Genomic DNA, 17,217 nt, shown 5'->3' with positions numbered 1-17,217 from the left:
GTCGTCAAATCAGGACTTTGGCCAGAGCGGATGCGACACCGGGTCCTTAGCACGCAACAGATACTGCCGGAAAATTTGCGCGTAAGAGCGGTATACATAGGTCTCGTTGCAGGCCAGGTACCTGTCTTTTCCGTGTCGATATAGTGAAGGCAGGCGGTACCATGGCGCGGCTGGATTCATGTGATGAACCACGTGCAGGTTGTTATTCAGAAACAGAAACGCCAGGGGTCCGCGATCTTCGATAATCACAGTGCGCGCGCGGGATTTTTCATGCGCGCGATGCTCCAGAAAGGTGCGGATTTTCAATAACGCGAGCCCGATATAGGCCGAAATCAGATAGGCCCAGATCGGCATTGCCGACTGTGTGACGACCCACAGCACTACCGCTGCGCCGGGTAAGTGCAAAGCCCAGGCCTTCAGGATCGCACGGTCCCCGCGCCCAATTCCACGTATATCATCCCGCATAAACAGAACTTGCCCTATGGCCGGGCCCAGCACCATGCGCCCCAGAAGCGTATTATTCAAGGCCAGCACCAGCTGAGCGCCACGCGGCAGTGCCGACCACACTTTGGGATCCAGATAGTTCGATTCGGGATCATCGTAAGGATCGGTCAGGGTGGCATCCTGATGATGCGCCAAATGCAGATCCCGAAAACGGATATACGGAATGGCCAGTGTCAGCGGCAGTGCCATCAATGTCTCATTCAGCCATTTTGCGCGGAATGGGTGCCCATGCAGGACCTCGTGCGTCAGTGACGAATGCAGGGCTGCAACCAAACCCAGGGCCGGGACTGCCAACCATAAGGATGCACTCGCCAGCCAGAACAGGCCGGCAAGCCACGCGGCATAACAGCCAACGATCAGGAAAAACGTGCCCCATTCGGGTGACTTGGGTGTGGTGGGTTCAGCCATTGCGACCCCAGGAAATACCTGCCCAAATTCTTTCGTAAATCACGTACAGTGTCAGGCCGATAGCAGTGTTCACCAACGCCAATGCGCCACCAACAGCGGCCGAGCCAGTGGCGATCAGGCCCACCAGTGTCATTGTGGCCAACCCCATGGCATTCCACACGATTGCTTTCACGACAGATCTTCGCCGCGTTTCCATTCAGGACCCCATTCTTTTTTGCTTTTACAAAGGGGATACCTTTCATTGCTCGTGCTGAATATTCTGAATATGATTAACAAAATTAATCAAACATGATAAAAATCACCAAATGCAGGGAAATATCGACAAACGCGACCGCGCCGCCCAATTTCGTCTACGTCTGGGCCGCGCAATGGAGGAACGGCACGTCAGCCAAAGCGCACTTGCGCGCGATATCGGCGTTGACCGCTCGACCGTATCTCAACTGTTAGCTGATCATGGTGCACGCCTGCCGAACGCACATGTGGTGGGTGGCTGTGCCGCGGCGCTTGGTGTTTCAGCCGACTGGCTGCTGAGCCTGTCCGACAGACCGGAAAGCGCAGCAGAGATTTTGGCCGGTTCCCTGTCCTTTTCCGAAGCCCCACGTGCCCTTGTGGATGAGCGAATTTTCGAATGGCACAAAGAGGCCGCCGGATACAAGATCCGCTATGTCCCGGCCACGCTGCCCGACATGCTCAAGACGCGCGCGGTACTGGAATGGGAATATGCGCCTCATCTGGGTCGCACGGCAGATCAGGCCATCGGTGCGTCCGAAGACAGGCTGACCTGGATGCGCAGCGCTCAGTCCGACTATGAAATTGCCATGCCATTGTTCGAGATCGAGAGTTTTGCAAGCGCCACAGGGTATTACCGCGGGCTAAGCCCAGAAATTCGGTTAGGGCAAATCGACCACCTGCTGGCGCTGTGTGAGCAGCTCTATCCCCGGATGAGGATCTATCTTTTTGACGCTAAACGACTTTATTCGGCACCTGTGACAATTTTCGGACCACTCCTGTGCGTTTTTTATGCAGGTAGCCATTACATGGCCTTCCGCGACCGGGACCGGATCGAGACATTTTCACGCCATTTCGACACGCTGGTGCGCGAAGCCGTTGTGGCCGCCCGGGATTTCCCGGACCACTTACGACAGCTCAGAACGGCGGTTTCCTGCGGCAAATGATGCAGCCGCGCGCAACCTGTGCTATCGTCCCTTGGCGCGAACCATCGGGCATTCCGACCACAAACGGAGGACCATAGGAATGGACGCAATTCAAACCGCTCAATACGCACGCGCCCTGTATGCTGCGCACGGAGATCGGGCCGAGGCAGAGGCCGCGCAAAAAATGCGCGAATGCGAAGCTGCCGGAAACCAGAAAGAGGCACAGGATTGGCAGGCGGTCCGCCAGACCATCCGCCAGATCCGTGGCCCAAATCAGGGCTGAGTTACAGTTTCGGGTCTGGGTTGACTGTATGCCCATCGACCGCGATTATCTGACCCGACACCAGCCGCGCCGCGTCTGAGGCAAGGAAGACGGCCATATTGGCGATGTCCTGCACTTCTACAAAGCGCCCCATTGAGGTGCCCGAGGCATAGCCTTGATAAACCTCATCCCGGGTCATGCCTTTTGCCTCAGCCTCTCGGGCCAAGACGCCTTCCATGCGCGGGCCTTCCACAGCGCCCGGACAAATGGCATTTGCGCGAATGCCAAGCGGCCCAAGCTCCATTGCCAGTGTCTTCATCAATCCGATGACCGCCCATTTGGCCGACGCATAAGGCGCACGATACGGATAGCCGTATTGACCGGCGGTGGAGGACGTCAGAATGATGCTGCCCGCCCGTGCCGATTTCATCATCGGGGCAGCGTGCTTGGCCGCTAGAAACGCCCCGTCCAGATTGACCGCCAGACAGGCTCGCCACGCATCGAGATCAATGTCCTCAATCGCATCGGTCGGCCCGGCGATCCCGGCATTGGCGCACAACACATCAAGCCCACCAGCCGCTTCGATGGCTCGAAAAACAGCGCTCATGTCGTTTTCACTGGTCACGTCAGCCTGATTTGCGGTCCAATGATCCGGCAAAGTATCCAGCGCGGACTGGTCAACATCCGTGACCCAGACGTCATAACCCGCAGCGTCAAACGCGTCGGCCATGGCCCGACCAACGCCCGACGCACCAGCAGTCACCAATACGCGCCGGGTCATGAAGGTTTCCGAATCGCGGCACCCGCCCCTTCGGGGTAAGGCAACCCGTCCTGCGCCTCGGCAATCCGTGCCATGGCCGCTTCGATCTCAGGCGACGGCGGGCTGGGACGACGGCTTTCAAGGCTGACATGCAGCAGGAAACTCTCACCTGTGGCCAACAGCTTGTCGCCTTCATACATGCTGTGGAACACATGCAGCTTCTTGCCCTGCCCCAGCAGCATCTGCGTGCGCACGTCGATTTTCGCCCCCGCATGGACCTCGTCGATGTAACGGATGTGGTTTTCAGCGGTGAAATAACTGCCACCCGACGAGATGTACTCCATATCGCAACCGATGACCTCCATGAAACGGTCCGTGGCGGCGGCAAAGGCTTCCAGATACTTGGCCTCGTTCATGTGGCCGTTGTAATCCGTCCAGTCCAGCGGCACGGCACGGGACAGGGTCAGGATCGGCTGGCTCAGATCTGCCTGATCCAGTGTAGGCATGGCACCCGGCTTCAACAGCGCATCATGCTGGTTCAGCACCGCCCCCGCACCATAGTTCTGCGCCTTGAGCGCGCGCATCATGCCAACCAGATTGTTGTCCCGAATGCGTTCCAGTTCGCGGATCGAATGCATCCCAGATTGCGCGTCCGATTGATCGGCAATCATGTCGACCAGTTCGTCGGTGAACTCGGGCACATCCATCAGCTTGGTCCACGGCCATTTCAATGCAGGCCCGAACTGCGCCATGAAATGCCGCATTCCCGCTTCACCTCCGGCTACGCGGTAGGTTTCGAACAGCCCCATCTGCGCCCAGCGAATGCCAAAGCCCATGCGGATCGCCTCGTCGATCTCTTGGGTGGTGGCAACGCCATCCTTGACCAACCAAAGAGCCTCGCGCCAGACCGCTTCCAAAAAGCGGTCGGCGATATGCGCATCGATTTCTTTCTTGATGTGTAGCGGGAAGAATCCAACCGAGGTCAGAAGTTCCTTGGCCTTTGCTACTGTCTCTGGCGCGTTCTTGTCGGTTGGAACCAACTCGATCAGTGGCAACAGGTAAACCGGATTGAAGGGGTGCGTCACTACGATCTGCTCGGGCCGCAACGCGCCGTCCTGAAGCTCCGATGGCTTGAACCCGCTGGTCGAAGACCCAATGATCGCGTCCGGATCGCAAGTTTCTTGCAAACCCTTGTAAACCTTAAGCTTCAAGTCCAACCGCTCTGGCACGCTCTCCTGAATCCACGCCGCGCCCTGTACAGCTTCGGCCATGTCGTCATGAAAGCTCAGCGCGCCCTCGACTGGCAACGGCACGTCGCTCAGCCCAGGTAAGGACCGCCGTGCATTGTCCATCACTTCGCCTATTTTGCGTTCCGCCTCCGGGTCCGGGTCGAACACCCGCACATCCCATCCATTGAGCAGGAACCGCGCGGCCCATCCGCCGCCGATGACACCGCCCCCGATGATTGCTGCCGTCTTTGTCATGCTGTCCTCTAATCGATACAGATTACCAGCGTGCGCCCCGCCTCATCCAAATGCGGAATGCATCCAAATTGCGGTGTCACTGCGCTGCATTGTTTGGTTTCCGACAGGCAGAACCCTGCACAATCGGAGGCTTTTTCACAGGCTGCTCCGGCGTCGGGCAAAGGCGTAAAGCAAATAGGCTGCCGGGCTCTTCCACCCAGTTCATAACGCCCGCCATTGGCCTCGCACTCCTGCCGCTCCGCAACGACCGGTTGGTCGCTTGTCACCTGAGCTCCAGACCCACAGGCAGCCAAAAGGGCCGCACCAATCACAACACCACTCAGAGATATGCGACGCATGATTTCAATCCTTATGCCGATGCCTCTGAGCTTTTTGATTTTGCAGCCCCGTGCAAGCGGAGTTTTCAACCCTTCGGTTCACGCTTCGTCAGCCCAAGCTTCTCGCGGACCTCTTGCGGCCCGATCACCCGCGCACCCATGTTTTCGATAATGGTGCCAGCGCGTTCGACCAGTTGCCAGTTCTCGGCCAGAACACCCTTGTCCAGCCACAAGTTGTCTTCCAGCCCGACACGCACATTGCCGCCCGCCAAAACCGAAGCCGCAACAAATGGCATCTCGTTCCGCCCCAGAGAAAACGCGCTGAAAGTCCAGTCATCCGGCACGTTGTTTACCATCGCCATGAAGGTATTCATGTCATCCGGCGCGCCCCACGGCACCCCCATGCACAGTTGCACCAGAGCGTTGGGTTCCAGAATCGCTTCCTTTACCAACTGTTTGGCAAACCACAGATGGCCAGTGTCAAACGCCTCGATCTCGGGCTTCACGCCCAGATCCGTCATCATCTTGCCCATTGCCCGCAAGGCACCGGGCGTGTTGGTCATGACGTAATCGGCCTCGGCAAAGTTCATCGTTCCGCAATCCAACGTGCAGATCTCGGGCAGGCATTCAGCCACATGGGCTACACGCTCGGTCGCACCAACCAGATCGGTTCCTGCCTCGGCCAACGGCAGTGGGTTTTCGACACCGCCAAACACCATATCCCCGCCCATACCAGCTGTCAGGTTCAGCACAGCGTCAACCTCAGCATCCCGAATACGATCGGTCACTTCACGATATAACCCCAGATCGCGCGACGGCGCGCCTGTCTCGGGGTCGCGCACATGGCAGTGAACCACGGCCGCGCCCGCCTTTGCCGCGGCAATCGCACTGTCGGCAATTTGCTTCGGCGACCGTGGCACATGAGGGCTGCGATCCTGCGTCCCGCCTGACCCGGTCACGGCACAAGTGATGAAGACTTCGCGGTTCATTTCCAGAGGCATTGCGTTTTCCCCAAGTTATACCGGTTTTGCCATGAGTTTTCCCCAGGCTTGTCCCCGGATTCCGATTTGCGTTCTGCCCCGACTCTGACGCAGCCTTGGGAAAACCACTTGGCAGAATGCGAATCGAACTTGATGCAATCCGCAAAAAACATACTGCAACCCGAGCATCGGGCCCTGAAAACGGCCGTTCTGGTGCTGGACGAATGCAACACGCTCAGCTTTGCGTCCGCTGTGGATCCGATGCGCGCAGCAAACCGTCTGGCGGATCGCCCGGCCTTTGACTGGGATTACGTCACCGCGACCCCCGAGCCCGCGATGCTCACCAGTGCCCTGCAAGTACCCGGTATCCCGCTTGCGCGTCTGCAAAGCTGCGACCTGATGATTGTGGTGGCCGGGTTCCAGCTTGCCCGTCATGCCACTCCCAGTCTGTTGGCCGGCCTGCGCCGGATCGCCGGAACCGGAGCGACCATGGCCGGGATCGACGGCGGCCCCTGGTTGTTGGCTGAGGCCGGATTGCTTGACAATCACCCTGCTACAACCCACTGGGAAGACTTGGATAATTTCGCATCCCGCTTCCCCGAAGTCGATGCGCGTCCGGACCGTTTCACCGTCTCGGAAGGCCGCCTGACATCAGGTGGCGCGATTCCCGCAGTCGAAATGATGCTGCACATCATCGCAGCCCGGCACGGTGCAAGTTTCGCTTCCCGCGTTTCGGGCCTGTTCCTGTACGATGGCGCTCCGGACCCCGGCAAACCGCAAAGCCGCACTGGCGCACCACACCGCCACACGACGCTGACCGCCAAGGCCAATTCGCTGATGCAGGCGTCCCTGGATGACCCCCTGCCGCTGGCCCATATCGCAGATCACCTGGGCACCAGCCCGCGCACCTTGCAGCAGCAGTTTCGCCTGCGTCTGAACACAACGCCGCAGGACCACTACCTGCAACTGCGTTTGGCCGAGGCCCGCCGACTTGTCACCGATACAGACATGCCGTTGATGGATGTGGCGCTCTCTACCGGGTTCGCCTCACAATCCAGCTTCGCCCGCGCCTTCCGCACCGCGCACGGCCTGTCAGCCCGCGACCTCAGGCAAGAACGCGCGCATCCAACCCATCACTGAGCTGATCCGAATTCATCTGGCCATAAATACCGCGGGGGAGTCGCCAAGGGCGGCGGGGGCAGAGCCCCCTAAAACGGCATCGGGTGCGCCCGATGTGCCCGACCAATCTCATCCAACACCTGCTGAGACAATTCAAGGTTCGCACCCGCAAGTAGATGGTCCAGCTGCGCGGCAGTCGTGGCCCCGAATATGGCTGACGTCATGAAGGCGCGTGTCCGACACCAGGCCAGCGCCATATGCACCGGATCCAACCCATGCCGGCCAGCGATGTCCAGATAGGCAGTAACCGCGTCAAATACACGGCTGGATTTCCGGCCACCCATCCCTGGCACCAACGACATACGTGACCCGTCAGGCACGGCATCGTTCTGATACTTGCCAGTCAAGAATCCTGCAGCCAAAGGTGAAAAAGCCATCAGCCCGACATCTTCATGCACACTCAGTTCACCCAGGTCGGTGTCGAAGTGACGACACAACAACGAATATTCGTTCTGCACAGACGCCACACGCGGCGCGCCCGTCTGTTCGGCCAATCGCAACCACTGCGCGGTACCCCAAGCGCTTTCATTCGACAAACCAAAGGCACGGATGTTGCCTTTGTCCACCTGATCTTGCAGCGCCTCAAGACATTCCTGCATGTTAGCCAGAACATCTTCGGTATTGTGCCCGGACGGTGCGAAATCCCAGTTCTGACGGAACATATAGCTGCCGCGATTGGGCCAGTGGAACTGATAGAGATCGATGTAATCAGTTTGCAACCGCCGCAATGACCCTTCGACGGCACTGGGAATGGTTTTGGCCGAAATCGGCGCACCGTCACGAACATAGGACAACCCTTCGCCCGAATGTTTGGTCGCCAACACGAAATTGGCCCGGCGTGCGGCATTGGCGACATTCCAGTTTCCCAGAATTTCTTCGGTGCGACCGATCGTTTCCTTCGAAACAGGGTTGACCGGATACATCTCCGCAGCGTCGACAAAGTTGATCCCCACGTCCAATGCCGTGTCCATCTGTGTATGCGCATCCGCTTCCGAGGTCTGGGATCCGAAAGTCATCGTACCAAGGCAAAGGTCGCTCACCATGATCCCGGTGCGACCCAAAGGCTTCATTTGCATCATCAAATCTCCTGAAAATGGCACAGCCGCTCAGGCTTCGGCCTTCTTCTCCCACCGCCCGGATTCTTCCGACCAGTATTGCGCCTGGCATCCCGCGGTGGTCAGCGCCTTCCACTGACCGCGCGCGAGTTGGACAGCCATGTCGTCATTGCCATCGAACAGAATACAGACCCGTTCCAAGGCCGAGACCTCATCAGGCTCAACCGGAGCACCGTCCACTGTCATGACACACACCGCATCGTTTTTGACTTCGGGGCTGGTGGTCAGCAGGATCGGCTGCTCGGTGTCATGTGGGCCACCTTCGCGGCCATGCGGCAGGAACCCGTCCTCGGGGCCCAACCACAGCTTTTCATCCAGCCAGTCCATCCGCGCGGGATCAATTCCCCGCACGGCAATCCGCCACCCGGCCTGCCGTGCCTTGTCCAGCAGCACAGGCAAAGTGTGCTCCAACGGTTGACGGGTCAGGTGGTAGAAAAAGACAGTGCCCATCTGCTTACTCGAAACTGTCCTGCACGAACCGGCTCAGCGCGCGCACGCCCCAGCCGGTGGCCCCTTTGGGTGCATAAGATGTCTCGGCCGACACCGAGGCAACACCAGCAATATCCAGATGAATCCAGGGCGTTTCTTCTTTCACGAAACGCTGCAGAAACTGCGCGGCCGTAATCGAGCCTGCCGGGCGACCACCCACGTTCTTCATGTCCGCGATACGTGATTTCAACATCTTGTCATATGCATCGCCCAGCGGCATCCGCCATGCACCTTCATCTTCGGCCTTTGCGGATTTCAAAAAAGCGTCGCAGAACGTGTCATTGTTCGAGAACACACCGGCATTCTCATGCCCCAATCCGATAATGATCGCGCCGGTCAGAGTGGCCAGATCGATCATGCCTACAGGGCTGAACCGTTCCTGCGCGTACCACATCATGTCACACAGAACCAGACGACCCTCTGCATCGGTGTTGATGATCTCGACCGTATCACCCTTCATCGACTTGACCACATCGCCCGGGCGGGTGGCATTGCCCGAAGGCATGTTTTCGACCAGACCCACAAGGCCCACCACATTGGCTTTGGCCTTGCGCTTGGCCAGCGCACGCATGGTCCCGGCAACAACACCTGCACCACCCATATCCATAGTCATATCTTCCATGCCACCCGCTGGCTTGAGCGAAATACCACCGGTGTCAAACACCACGCCTTTACCAACCAAAGCCAGCGGCGCGTCGTCCTTGTCACCGCCCTTCCAGTGCATCACGACCACCTTTGATGGGCTGACGGACCCCTGACCAACGCTCAGCAGCGTGCGCATGCCCAGCTCGGCCAGCTTGTCTTCTTCCAGAACTTCAACCTCAAGGCCCAGTTCCTGCATCTCAACCAGGCGATCGGCAAATTCTGTAGTGGTCAGAACGTTTGCAGGTTCGTTGGTCAGATCACGGGTCATCCGCACACCATCGGCAATCGCGTAAAGCGGCGCAAATCCTGCTTCGACTTCCTTGGGTTTCGAATGACTGATCGTGACGGTGCCAGCCTCTTCGCTTTCTTTGGTTTTGTGCGCGTCAAAATCATAGCTGCGCAGCGCGATCCCAAGCGCCAGATCTTCTGTCTGCGCCTGATTGCCGACCATCACCAGCACGTCCTTGCCACCCGTCAGTTTGGCCAGTGCCGCACCCGTCTTTCGCGCCTCGTCGGCCTCTGGTCGGCGTGGCAATACCAGAACATCGAGTGCCTCCGCCACCATCCCTGCCGGCCAGGCCAATGAGATCACGTCACCTGTTTTGGCCTTTCCGAATTTCTCACTTTCAACAAGCCGCGCCACAGCGCCCTTGGTCAGACGGTTGGCCCGACGAGCAGCCGGGTTCATCTTTCCGTCGGACGGAATGATGATGGCGACCCGCCCTTTGGCCTGCGCTATCCCATCCAAGTCAAACTCCTGAAAACGGATTGGTACCAGACTGCTCATTGCAAACTCCTCAAATTCTGTTCCCCAAGACCTAGCCCGCGCTGCCCGACTTGACCAGATAGCAGTTTTCCCCGCCTTTCAATTGCATTAAGGTCCCGAAAAAATAACCGGCAGGCTCGGGGGAGAAAGAAGTGACACGAGAGGGCAGGCATACGCCGTCGCGCATGGTGACATGCACGCGCGATTTTGGCCCGAACCCCGGTATTTCAGGCATGGCGGGGGCGTGCTCGTGATCCTCGACCGTTATTTCGCCCGCCGCTTTCTACAAAGTTTTCTAGTCATCGGCGGTATCTTTCTGACCCTAATGATTCTCATCGATCTGATCGAACAAATCCGCCGGTTTGACGAAGTCGATCTGTCGTTCGGGCAATTGCTGCACCTGACACTGCTGAATACGCCGGCCGCCATCAGTGAAATGCTGCCCCTGTTGGTTATCCTGTCGACCATCGCCCTCTTTGTCGGACTGGCCCGAACGTCCGAGCTTGTGGTGACCCGCGCCACAGGCCGATCAGGCATCCGTGCATTGGTTGCCCCGGCGTTTTTGGCCCTGATCATCGGCGCACTGGCCGTAGCACTGTTGAACCCTATCGCAGCAGCGACATCCGAAGAGTTTCAGCGCCTGTCGGATTCTTATAAAAACAACGGCAGTTCAGCCTTGTCGATCAGCAGCGAAGGCCTGTGGTTGCGACAATCCGCAGAAAACGGTCAAGCCGTCATCCATGCGCGGGGAACCTCTAACGGAGACTCTCTGGGCCTGGACGACGTAACCATCATTACCTTTGCGCGGGACGGCAAACCGACCCAACAGATCGTCGCCGACCGTGCCGAACTGGAAGATGGAAACTGGGTTCTGTCTCAGGCCAAGATCTGGAATTTGCAGGAGGGGCAGAATCCCGAAACCAACTCGGTTGTGCATGAGCGGCTGGAATTGCCGACCTCGCTGACGCGGCAGCGGATCATGGACACCTTGGGGCAGCAGGATTCGGTGTCTGTCTATGATCTGCCACAGCTGATCAAGGATCTCCGCGAAGCCGGATTTTCAACCAAACAATATGAAGTCTGGCTGCAGGTGCAACTGGCCCGGCCCTTGTTTCTAGTCTCGATGGTACTGATCGGAGCTGCTTTCACTATGCGTCACGTCCGGTTCGGCGGCACAGGGATTGCCGTGCTCACAGCCGTTCTGCTTGGCTTTGCCATCTACTTCGTCCGCAATTTCGCGCAAATCCTTGGGGAAAACGGACAATTGCCCACCTATATCGCCGCCTGGGCACCGCCCTTTGCCGCCATTTTGTTGTCTCTTGGCCTGCTTCTTCATGCGGAGGACGGCTGATGCGGCGCATCGTTCCTTTGCTTTTGACCAGTGCGATGGCCCTGTCAGTTCCGGCTGCCCTAACAGCGCAAACCGCACCGGCCGAGCCCAGCCCGCAAGGTGCACAAACACAGGCTGAGCCCGCGCTGCTGGTGGCCGACAAGGTCTTCATAACACCGGAACGAAAACTGGTGGCCGAAGGCAATGTCGAGGCGTTTCAGGGCGACACAAAACTGTCGGCCCAACGGATCACCTATGATCGGGAAACCGGTGAACTGTCGTTGGAAGGCCCAATCCGCATCGATCAGGGCGGTCAATCCACCCTTCTGGCGGACTCGGGGCAGCTGGACAGCGGCATCCAGAACGGCTTGTTAATCGGCGCACGGATGGTTTTCGATCAGCAAATCCAGATCGCCTCGGTTCAGGCGAAACGGGCCGCGGGTCGCTATACACAATTCAGCAAAGTCTCGGCCACTTCGTGTCACGTGTGCACCAACGGAAAGCCGCCTCTCTGGCAAATCCGGGCCCGCAAGGTCACCCATGACCAACTGGAACGGCAATTGTATTTCGAGGGCGCACAGCTTCGGGTACTTGATTATCCGGTTTTCTATTTCCCTTATCTGCGCCTGCCAGATCCTACGTTGGACCGCGCAACCGGTTTTCTGGTGCCGTCGATCCGTAGCACCTCGCAATTGGGAACCGGGATTCAGGTCCCTTATTTCATTAAATTGGGAGACCACAAGGACCTGACCCTGACACCTTACGTGTCAGCCAAAACCACGACACTGGGATACCGTTATCGCCAGGCTTTCGTGAACGGGCGTATTCAGGTCGAAGGCGCCTATACTCGGGATGACATTCAACCAGATCAGGATCGCGGCTATCTGTTCGCCAGCGGCTGGTTCAACCTGAAAAACGATTTCAGGTTGACATTCAACCTGCAAACCACTTCGGACGATGCGTATCTGGCCGACTATGGCCTGCCGGATCTGGACCGCCTGCGCAGTGAAATCGCGCTGGAACGGATCAAGCGTGACACTGCGTTCAAAACGAGCATCATCCATTACAAAACGCTGCGTGACAGCGAAAATCAGGACGAAATCCCATCGCGTGTCTTCGACCTGAACTATGAAAAACGTTATTTCCCCACCACACTCGGAGGAGAGGTTCGTCTGGCCTTTATCGGCCATGCACATGAACGCACCAGCGACGCCGACATTGTCGGCCGAGACATAGCGCGGGCGACCTTCGATGCCGAATGGCTGCGAAGCTGGACGTTTGCGTCCGGCCTGCGTGCAGACGCAACGCTGGGTGCATCTGTGGACACGTTCAACATTCGCCACGACAGCAACTTTCCCAGTAACGTGACCCGCTCGACCCCGCGCGCCGCTCTGACCCTTCGTTATCCGATGACCCGTCGCGAAAAGTCTGGCGCAGTTCAGTTTCTGGAACCGATCGCACAGTTCGGCTGGACCCATGTCTCTGACGCCAATGTGCCTGACGATGAAAGCACGTTTCAGGAATTCGATCAGGGCAATCTGCTGGCTCTGTCCCGATTTCCCGCGGAAGATCAGCGCGAAGACGGTGCCACCGGGGTCATTGGGTTGAACTGGGCACGCTATGGCGCGGGCGGCTGGCAGGCTCTTGCAACTGTGGGTCAGGTTTTTCGGGCCGATGCTGACCCTAATTTCACCCTGACATCTGGATTGCAGGGCACAACGTCAGACTTGCTTGTGGCAGGGCAACTCACCACGGCCAATGGCTGGTCGCTTGGCGGGCGCGGCCTGATCGACAGCGATTTCAGTTTCGTCAAAGCTGAATTGCGCGGAGCCTGGACATCCGAATACGCCGGTCTGTCCGGCAGCTATGTTTGGCAGGAACCGGACCCGGCAGAGAACATTACGGACGAAATCTCTGAAATCTTGCTTCTTGGCCACTATCAGGTTGATCAGAACTGGCTTACAAATGCCGAGGCGCGCTATGATCTGGCCCAATCGGAACCGATCCGGCTGGGTCTTGGAGTGACCTACCAGAATGAATGCGTTCAGGTTAACATGTCCGTAAGCAGGCGCTTTACTTCAACATCCACTATTGAGCCTTCGACAGAATTCGGCTTTACCCTGTCACTGACAGGGTACGCCCTTGAAGGTGGTGGTAAGACATACAAGAGAACATGCAGTTGATAACAGGTTTCTCCAGGTTTCTCCGTTCCGGTTGGCTTAGACCGGTTGCGCCGGCACTTGCCGCGGCTCTCCTCGCAGTTGCGACTCCTCAAGTTGGCGCGCAAAGCCTGTTTTCGCCGGCGGTCCGTGTCAATCAGGACATTGTCACCTGGTATGAGCTGGAACAGCGCCTGCAATTCCTCAATGTTCTGGGTTTGCCCGGCGGGAACGAATCCGAAGTCAGGGATTCCCTGATCGAAGAAAAACTGCGCAAGCAGGTCATGCGCGAAGCTGGTGTACAGGCCACCCCGGAAGCCGTTCAACTGGGCATCGACGAGTTCGCCTCGCGCGGGCAATTGTCCACGGAACAGTTCCTGCAACTGTTGGGTGAAGCGGGTGTCGACCCCGAAACTGTTCGCGACTACGTGGCAGACCAGCTGGCCTGGCGAGACTATGTCAGCTCACGCTTCCTGTCGCAGGCGCGTCCGACCGAAGACGAAATTGATCGCGCGCTGGGACAAACCGGTGGCGGCGGCCTTCAGGTGCTGCTGTCCGAAATCATCATTCCGGTTAATCCACAAACCGTCGCTCAGACCGAGTTGCTGGCCGAAGAAATCTCGCGACTGGACGGGTTGGATGCATTCTCCGCTGCTGCGGCCCAGTATTCCGCAGCCGCAACCCGCGACGAAGGCGGTCGTTTGGACTGGTTGAATATCTCTAACCTGCCTCCAGCGTTGCAACCTGTGATTCTGGGGCTCCAAACCGGTGAAATTACCGATCCCATCACCCTGCCAAACGCCGTAGCCCTGTTTCAGATGCGCGGATTGCGCGAGGTCGCAACTGCTGCCCCTAACATCTCCAAAGTGGATTATGCCATCTATTACCTGCCAGGTGGACGAAGTGCGGAAACCCTGTCCCGCGCAGCCAAACTGCGGGAAGAGATTGACACTTGCGACGACCTGTATGGTATCGCCAAGGATCAACCGGTCGACGTTCTGGACCGTATCGAAGCCGCCCCATCCGACGTGCCGCGCGACGTGGCAGTCGAACTGGCCAAGCTGGATCGAAACGAGGTGTCAACTACTCTCACCCGCAACAACGGGCAGACGCTGATGTTCCTGATGCTATGCAACCGCACCCGTGACCTGGGCGAGAACACTTCGCGGGCGGACGTGGCGAACGCACTGGCGCAACAGCGTCTACAGGCCTTTGCGGCAAGCTTGGTGGAGCAACTGCGGGCTGACGCCGTCATTATTCAGGAATGATACGCCCGATTGCGCTCAGCTGCGGTGAACCGGCCGGAATCGGCCCGGAAATCGCAGCCAAGGCGTGGGCTGAATTGCGCGACACCTGCCCGTTTTTCTTTATCGGCGACGCCAGCCATCTGCCCAATGGTACGCCGATTGCGAAAATCGAACATCCGGCACAAGCTCTTGAAGTCTGTGATCGGACCATGCCCGTCCTGCAGTTGGATTTCCCTGTACCCAATGTGACTGGCCAACCGGATCCGGCCAACGCGCCATCGGTGATCGACGCCATCGAAACCGGCGTCGACCTCGTGAAAGCCGGAGCCGCTGCAGCACTTTGTACGGGACCAATCCACAAAAAAGCCCTGATCGACGGCGCCGGGTTTACCTATCCCGGCCACACCGAGTTTTTGGCCGCCCTCTCTGGCACCCACCGGGTTGTCATGATGCTGGCCAGCGACCAGTTGCGGGTTGTCCCTACGACAATCCATATCCCGCTCTCACAGGTTCCTGCCGCACTTACTCCGGACCTTCTGCGCGAAACCATCGAAATTACCATACGCGGCCTGCACCAACAGTTCGGTATCCTGCACCCCCGCATCGCCATAGCAGGCCTAAACCCCCATGCCGGTGAAGGCGGAAAAATGGGCAGCGAAGAGCTTGACTGGATCGCGCCGATGCTGGCTGGTCTGAATCCCGAAGGCGCAACCCTAACAGGCCCCCACCCTGCAGATACGCTGTTCCACGCTGCCGCCCGCGCCAATTATGACGCGGCTATTGCGATGTATCATGATCAGGCCCTGATCCCGATCAAAACGCTGGACTTCGACCGGGGCGTGAACGTCACTCTCGGCCTGCCCTTTATCCGCACCTCGCCTGATCACGGCACGGCGCTGGATATCGCCGGGAAAGGCATCGCCACCCCGACCAGCCTGATCGAAGCCCTGAAACTCGCCCAACGCATGGCACAAAGCTCTTGATCCTTCACCTGGCTGAAAATACCTCCGCCGGAGGCAAAAATTCTCTGGCGCTGTCCCTGCGACCTGCGGCACGGTAATCGGAACATGAGTGCAATCGACAATCTTCCCCCTCTGCGCGAGGTCATCGCCACACATCAGCTCTCGGCGCGAAAATCGCTTGGGCAGAACTTCCTGCTGGACCTCAACCTGACCGCTAAAATCGCCCGCCAGGCCGGTGATTTGGCAGAGTGCGATGTGTTGGAAATCGGCCCTGGCCCTGGCGGGTTAACGCGAGGGCTGTTGTCTGAGGGTGCGCGCAGGGTAGTGGCCGTTGAAAAGGATACACGCTGCATCGCGGCGCTGAACGACATCGCTAAGGCCTATCCCGGCAGGCTTGAAGTCATCAACGGCGACGCGCTGGAAATCGACCCGCTCGAACACCTGACACCACCAATCCGTATTGCGGCCAACCTGCCTTACAATGTCGGCACGGAACTGCTGGTCCGCTGGCTGACCCCGCCCGAATGGCCGCCGTTCTGGCAGAGCCTGACGCTGATGTTCCAACGCGAAGTGGCCGAGCGCATCGTGGCCCAACCCGGCGGCAAGGCGTACGGTCGTCTCGCCATTCTCGCCCAATGGCGGGCCGAGGCGCGCATCGCCATGTCCCTCCCGCCCGGTGCCTTCACCCCACCGCCCAAGGTCTCCAGCGCGGTGGTCCACCTGACCGCCCTGCCCGAACCCCGCTATCCCGCCGATGCTGCGACCCTGTCGCGTGTTGTGGCTGCCGCTTTCAACCAACGCCGCAAGATGCTGCGCGCCTCGCTCAAGGGGGTTGCTCCGGACATCGAAGATCGCCTGCTGACCGCTGGTATCCAACCCACTGAGCGTGCCGAGCAAGTCGCTCTGGAGGCGTTCTGCGCGTTGGCGAGAACCATCAGAAACCCATAGATGATCTGGATTTAGCCGGCCCAACCTGGACCGGTTTGCGAACTGCCAAATTATTAACTGCTACAAGTTGCCTGATTTCCGACTGGAGAAACACAATTGAAGACCATAGCCTCACTATTAACCGTTCTTGCCGCCACTTTCCGCTAACCGGCCAAGCAGCTGAAATAAAATTACATTGTAAATTCGAAACCGACCGCAATGGGTGGATTCCCGAAGAAGCCATTTACGAGATTAACGCGACGTCAAATTCGGCCTCGGCATATGACGCGTTGATTTACCATGTCCACAACGCACCTGTTGGTACAAAATTCTCGGAACGTAAGGACGGCAGACACAGGCTGAAATGGAAGCTGAAGCTACCTGCCAAGATCACACGAAGTCTCGATAACAGCGTGTATCGCGACTACGAGACCTTCCGCACGATCACATACACGGCCTTCATAGACCTTGAAACCAAGACTGCTCTTCTGAAAACAAGCTTGGGCAGATCAGCAGAAGGCAACGGGAC

Annotated in this window: 17 protein-coding genes; 8 read left to right on the top strand and 9 right to left on the bottom strand. The window is 58.3% G+C overall.

The features are described from left to right. Window positions 1-9: 9 nt before the first annotated feature. On the bottom strand, window positions 10-912 hold the full coding sequence (locus tag Q0816_RS03815) for a fatty acid desaturase (RefSeq protein WP_298847836.1): 903 nt from the start codon (window positions 910-912) through the stop codon (window positions 10-12). Beyond that, complete coding sequence (locus Q0816_RS03810; protein WP_298847834.1) at window positions 905-1,108, bottom strand: DUF2061 domain-containing protein; 204 nt, start codon at window positions 1,106-1,108, stop codon at window positions 905-907. The genes Q0816_RS03815 and Q0816_RS03810 overlap by 8 nt, the downstream gene beginning before the upstream one ends. A 109-nt stretch (window positions 1,109-1,217) precedes the next feature. Here Q0816_RS03810 and Q0816_RS03805 point away from each other — a divergent pair, with 109 nt between their 5' ends. Together Q0816_RS03805 and Q0816_RS03800 are read left to right on the top strand one after the other, a co-directional pair. Next, entirely contained in the window at window positions 1,218-2,087 is an 870-nt protein-coding gene (locus tag Q0816_RS03805; RefSeq protein WP_298847832.1) for a helix-turn-helix transcriptional regulator, read from the top strand. Between the two features lie 79 nt (window positions 2,088-2,166). Beyond that, window positions 2,167-2,349, top strand: a complete 183-nt coding sequence (locus Q0816_RS03800; protein ID WP_117868740.1) for a hypothetical protein — start codon at window positions 2,167-2,169, stop codon at window positions 2,347-2,349. Window position 2,350: 1 nt separating this feature from the next. Here the strand turns inward: Q0816_RS03800 and Q0816_RS03795 are convergent, their stop codons facing one another. From Q0816_RS03795 to Q0816_RS03780, 4 genes are all read right to left on the bottom strand, one after another. Then, entirely contained in the window at window positions 2,351-3,109 is a 759-nt protein-coding gene (locus Q0816_RS03795) for an SDR family oxidoreductase (protein WP_298847829.1), read from the bottom strand. After that, the gene (locus Q0816_RS03790; protein ID WP_298847826.1) at window positions 3,106-4,572 is read right to left on the bottom strand and encodes a carnitine 3-dehydrogenase; all 1,467 of its coding nucleotides are present in this window, start codon (window positions 4,570-4,572) and stop codon (window positions 3,106-3,108) included. Before Q0816_RS03790 ends, Q0816_RS03795 begins: the two co-directional genes overlap by 4 nt. Window positions 4,573-4,580: 8 nt before the next feature. Then, the gene (locus Q0816_RS03785) at window positions 4,581-4,910 is read right to left on the bottom strand and encodes a hypothetical protein (RefSeq protein WP_298847824.1); all 330 of its coding nucleotides are present in this window, start codon (window positions 4,908-4,910) and stop codon (window positions 4,581-4,583) included. A gap of 65 nt (window positions 4,911-4,975) precedes the next feature. Further along, window positions 4,976-5,890, bottom strand: a complete 915-nt coding sequence (locus Q0816_RS03780; protein ID WP_298847822.1) for a 3-keto-5-aminohexanoate cleavage protein — start codon at window positions 5,888-5,890, stop codon at window positions 4,976-4,978. A gap of 132 nt (window positions 5,891-6,022) precedes the next feature. Between Q0816_RS03780 and Q0816_RS03775 the strand changes: the two genes are divergently transcribed. Further along, window positions 6,023-7,009 carry a GlxA family transcriptional regulator gene (locus tag Q0816_RS03775; RefSeq protein WP_298847820.1) on the top strand — a complete coding sequence of 329 codons (987 nt, stop codon included), beginning with the start codon at window positions 6,023-6,025 and terminating at the stop codon, window positions 7,007-7,009. Between the two features lie 68 nt (window positions 7,010-7,077). Here Q0816_RS03775 and Q0816_RS03770 read toward each other — a convergent pair whose 3' ends face one another. From Q0816_RS03770 to Q0816_RS03760, 3 genes are read right to left on the bottom strand one after another with little or no spacing between them, the layout of a single operon-like run. Beyond that, the gene (locus Q0816_RS03770; RefSeq protein WP_298848161.1) at window positions 7,078-8,124 is read right to left on the bottom strand and encodes an aldo/keto reductase; all 1,047 of its coding nucleotides are present in this window, start codon (window positions 8,122-8,124) and stop codon (window positions 7,078-7,080) included. A gap of 30 nt (window positions 8,125-8,154) precedes the next feature. Continuing rightward, window positions 8,155-8,613 carry a DNA polymerase III subunit chi gene (locus tag Q0816_RS03765; RefSeq protein WP_298847818.1) on the bottom strand — a complete coding sequence of 153 codons (459 nt, stop codon included), beginning with the start codon at window positions 8,611-8,613 and terminating at the stop codon, window positions 8,155-8,157. Window positions 8,614-8,617: 4 nt separating this feature from the next. Beyond that, window positions 8,618-10,084 carry a leucyl aminopeptidase gene (locus Q0816_RS03760; protein WP_298847817.1) on the bottom strand — a complete coding sequence of 489 codons (1,467 nt, stop codon included), beginning with the start codon at window positions 10,082-10,084 and terminating at the stop codon, window positions 8,618-8,620. Between the two features lie 229 nt (window positions 10,085-10,313). On the opposite strand from Q0816_RS03760, the gene lptG reads away from it, so the two are divergent. The 5 genes from lptG (at window position 10,314) to rsmA (ending at window position 16,709) form a co-directional block, all read left to right on the top strand. After that, window positions 10,314-11,414 carry an LPS export ABC transporter permease LptG gene (gene lptG / locus Q0816_RS03755; RefSeq protein WP_298848159.1) on the top strand — a complete coding sequence of 367 codons (1,101 nt, stop codon included), beginning with the start codon at window positions 10,314-10,316 and terminating at the stop codon, window positions 11,412-11,414. After that, window positions 11,414-13,576 (top strand): LPS assembly protein LptD, encoded by a 2,163-nt coding sequence (locus Q0816_RS03750; RefSeq protein WP_298847815.1) that lies wholly within the window; start codon window positions 11,414-11,416, stop codon window positions 13,574-13,576. Before lptG ends, Q0816_RS03750 begins: the two co-directional genes overlap by 1 nt. Then, entirely contained in the window at window positions 13,567-14,820 is a 1,254-nt protein-coding gene (locus Q0816_RS03745) for a peptidylprolyl isomerase (RefSeq protein WP_298847814.1), read from the top strand. Before Q0816_RS03750 ends, Q0816_RS03745 begins: the two co-directional genes overlap by 10 nt. Continuing rightward, window positions 14,817-15,782: a 4-hydroxythreonine-4-phosphate dehydrogenase PdxA gene (pdxA, locus tag Q0816_RS03740; protein ID WP_298847812.1), complete on the top strand. Its 966-nt coding sequence runs from the start codon at window positions 14,817-14,819 to the stop codon at window positions 15,780-15,782. Before Q0816_RS03745 ends, pdxA begins: the two co-directional genes overlap by 4 nt. 84 nt (window positions 15,783-15,866) lie before the next feature. Then, on the top strand, window positions 15,867-16,709 hold the full coding sequence (gene rsmA, locus Q0816_RS03735) for a 16S rRNA (adenine(1518)-N(6)/adenine(1519)-N(6))-dimethyltransferase RsmA (RefSeq protein ID WP_298847810.1): 843 nt from the start codon (window positions 15,867-15,869) through the stop codon (window positions 16,707-16,709). Window positions 16,710-17,217: the final 508 nt, after the last annotated feature.

Origin of the sequence: uncultured Ruegeria sp. (assembly GCF_947497005.1) — a bacterium.
Lineage (GTDB): Bacteria > Pseudomonadota > Alphaproteobacteria > Rhodobacterales > Rhodobacteraceae > Ruegeria.
The sequence above is the reverse complement of the archived record's forward strand: the minus strand, read 5'-3'. Positions and strand labels throughout refer to the sequence as shown.